This window comes from Bacillus sp. JJ1127 (genome assembly GCF_036965845.1).
GTDB lineage: Bacteria > Bacillota > Bacilli > Bacillales > Bacillaceae_G > Bacillus_A.
This window is the reverse complement of sequence record NZ_JBALQK010000123.1, coordinates 1,068-4,183: the sequence shown is the minus strand read 5'-3', so window position 1 is coordinate 4,183 and position 3,116 is coordinate 1,068. Positions and strand designations below refer to the sequence as shown.

At 36.3% G+C, this 3,116-nt stretch carries 4 protein-coding genes; 2 read left to right on the top strand and 2 right to left on the bottom strand.

Features of this window, described 5'->3' with window-relative positions; genetic code table 11:
- On the top strand, window positions 1-429 hold a 429-nt coding region (locus V7183_RS12965), incomplete at its 5' end, for an AmiS/UreI family transporter (protein ID WP_335359787.1).
- A 194-nt stretch (window positions 430-623) separates the two neighbouring features.
- Here V7183_RS12965 and sodA read toward each other — a convergent pair.
- Entirely contained in the window at window positions 624-1,250 is a 627-nt protein-coding gene (gene sodA / locus V7183_RS12960) for a superoxide dismutase [Mn] (RefSeq protein WP_335359786.1), read from the bottom strand.
- Between the two features lie 232 nt (window positions 1,251-1,482).
- On the opposite strand from sodA, the gene V7183_RS12955 reads away from it, so the two are divergent.
- Window positions 1,483-2,553 carry a nitric oxide synthase oxygenase gene (locus V7183_RS12955; RefSeq protein ID WP_097894473.1) on the top strand — a complete coding sequence of 357 codons (1,071 nt, stop codon included), beginning with the start codon at window positions 1,483-1,485 and terminating at the stop codon, window positions 2,551-2,553.
- A 48-nt stretch (window positions 2,554-2,601) separates the two neighbouring features.
- On the opposite strand, the gene V7183_RS12950 is transcribed toward V7183_RS12955, so the two are convergent.
- A partial coding sequence (locus tag V7183_RS12950; RefSeq protein WP_335359785.1) for an MFS transporter occupies window positions 2,602-3,116 on the bottom strand: 515 nt, incomplete at its 5' end.

Here is a 3,116-nt window from a genome sequence, read left to right as displayed (position 1 = left end):
AATTGGACTATTTATTCATATGCAGCTACTTTTCTATTTGGTTTAACTTATTTATATGTAGGCATTACCTTTATAACAGGAATGAGTAGCAATGGGCTAGGATGGTTTTGTCTGTGGGTGGCCCTTGTCGCATTATTTTATATGGTTGTATCGTTTGTTCAATTTCGTGACATCGTTAGTGCACTGAATTGGTTTATGTGGGCACTTCTTTGGTACTTATTCTTTGTATTAAATGTGCAAAAAAAGAATATAAATCAATATCTTGGCAGAATAGCATTTGTACAATCATGGGTAACGCTTACATTTCCTTCTCTCCTTTATTTTATGGGGGTATGGGGAACATCATCAGCTTATCAGGCATGGATTTATGTCTCAGTGCTTTCAATTTTATATTTTTGTTATTGTGTTTTTAAATATCGAGTGCGGTAATGGTTATACGATTACGAGAGCAAAAGAATTAAGATTTCAGTTTAGAAAGTTAGAGACTGATATGAATCATATATTGAAGCACTATATCGAAGTTATGTAATGGTTATTTATAAATCCCCCGGTGGCAATCCGGGGGATTTTGGAGGATTTCGACGATACCAGTTTGCATTACCAAATTTACCTTATACGCATAATTAATGTTTTTGTGATTTAATTGCTTGTAAATACTTTTCATTTACTCGATCCCAGTTAACCGTATTCCACCAATTTGTAACAAATTCTGGACGACGGTTTTGATACTTCAAATAATAAGCATGTTCCCATACATCAATTACGAGCAATGGGATTTTTCCTTCTTGCAGTGGTGTATCTTGATTTGGTGTGCTCATGACAGAGAGTTCGTCACCATCAAGTACAAGCCACCCATATCCACTTCCGAAGCGACTAATTGCTGCCTTGGAAAGCTGGTCTTTTAGGTTGTCAAAGGTATTGAAATAATAATCAATTACTTTTGCAACGTCTCCATTAGGTTCGCCTCCACCTTTCGGACTCATCATTTCCCAAAAAAGGCTATGGCAGTAATGTCCACCGCCGTTATTTCTTACAGCTGTAACAATGTCTGGCGGAAGAGTGTTTAAATTACATAATAATTCTTCTAAAGGTTTGTTCTGCAATTCTTTATAACCTTCCAAAGCCGTATTTAAATTTTTTACATATGCCGCGTGATGCTTTCCATGATGAAGTGCCAAAGTATCACCATCAATATATGGCTCTAATTCATCATAGTCATATGAAAGTTCAGGCAAATGAAATGAAGACATATAATTCACCTCCTTTTCTCTAAAAGTTGCCTATGGTAAAAATATTTTACCTAACTCAAAAATACACTTGTTTTTTTTATAAGTCAACAATAAAACATATAATTCTATTAATTTTCTGAAAAAACAAGCTTTAGTGAAGACAATAGACGCTTTTGATTTTGTTTGTTACAACACACCTTTTTGCTTATACTGTAAAGTAGTAGTGTGTTGTTGAAACAGAAGGAGATTGCTTATGAATAAAGTGAAGAAATTAATAGATGAAGCAAGAAAGTTTATTACAACTTGCTATCAAGAGCTTGGTAGAGAACAGCAAATAGAAGAACGCCTCAACCAAATTGTATCGGATATAGAGCGGACAGGAACGTATGAACACACTTTTGATGAACTTGTTCACGGTGCACGGATGGCCTGGAGAAATAGTAATCGATGTATCGGAAGATTATTTTGGAATAAAATGCATATATTAGATGCTCGTGAAGTGAATGATGAGGAAGGTGTGTATAATGCACTTATTCATCACATTCGATATGCAACGAATAATGGGAAAATTAAACCGACGATTACAATTTTTAAGCAGTATAGCAGTGAACAGAATAATATTCGTATTTATAATCATCAATTGATTCGATATGCAGGGTATGAAACGGAAGTAGGGTTAATTGGCGATTCTCATTCTGCCTCATTTACAGCGTTTTGTCAGAAGCTTGGCTGGAATGGCGAAGGTACAAATTTTGATATATTGCCACTGGTATTTTCTATTGATGGACAAGAGCCTATATATAGGGAAATTCCTAAGAGGGATGTAAAAGAAGTTGAAATTGAGCATCCAGAATATCCATTTTCATCTCTAGGGGCGAAATGGTATGGTGTACCAATCATTTCAGATATGCGTTTAGAAATCGGAGGGATCTCCTATACAGCGGCACCTTTCAATGGATGGTATATGGGGACTGAGATTGGAGCTCGTAATTTGGCGGACCATGATCGTTATAATTTGCTTCCAGCTGTTGCAGAGATGATGGATTTGGATACATCTAGAAATAGCACACTATGGAAGGATAAAGCATTAGTTGAATTAAATGTAGCTGTTTTACATTCTTTCAAAAAGCAAGGAGTAAGTATTGTTGATCATCATACAGCTGCACAGCAGTTTCAGCAATTTGAAAAGCAAGAAGCTGCTTGTGGTCGTGTAGTGACAGGAAACTGGGTATGGCTTATTCCGCCATTATCGCCGGCTACAACTCATATTTATCATAAACCTTATCCGAATGATATTCTTACTCCGAATTTCTTCCATAAATAATCAAAAAAGCATTGAAATAAAAGATTTCAATGCTTTTTTTGAGTAAGCTTAATCTAGTACTTTTCCTTTCGTCTCTGGTACACATACCAGCATTGTAATGAGCCCAATTGGATAAATGATGAAGATGAGTGATAATGCTCCAAGTAAATTGCCACCTGTAGCAAGTAACCCGATAATTACTGGCCCAAACCCCGCTAACCCTCGGCCCGTACCGAAAATAAAGTTTTCGGCTGTAGATCGTGCCTCTGCTGGATAGTTTTCTGCCAAAATTGCTCCGAATCCCCCCATCATACCGTTAGCAAAGAAACCAAGTAAGGCGCTTCCCCATAATAATAATGTTGCATCTGTAAATAGGAAGAAGTAAATCAGGCAGTATATAGTACCACCGATGTAGTAGATTGCAAAAGTTTTACGGCGTCCAATTTTATCAGCTAAAATTCCAAATGTTGCAATCCCAATTAACATTCCGATTGTAGAAATAAACATCCATCCACTTGCTTTTGCTAATGTGTAGTTATATTTATTCGCTAAAATTGTAGGCATCCATGTGAAAATACCATAGT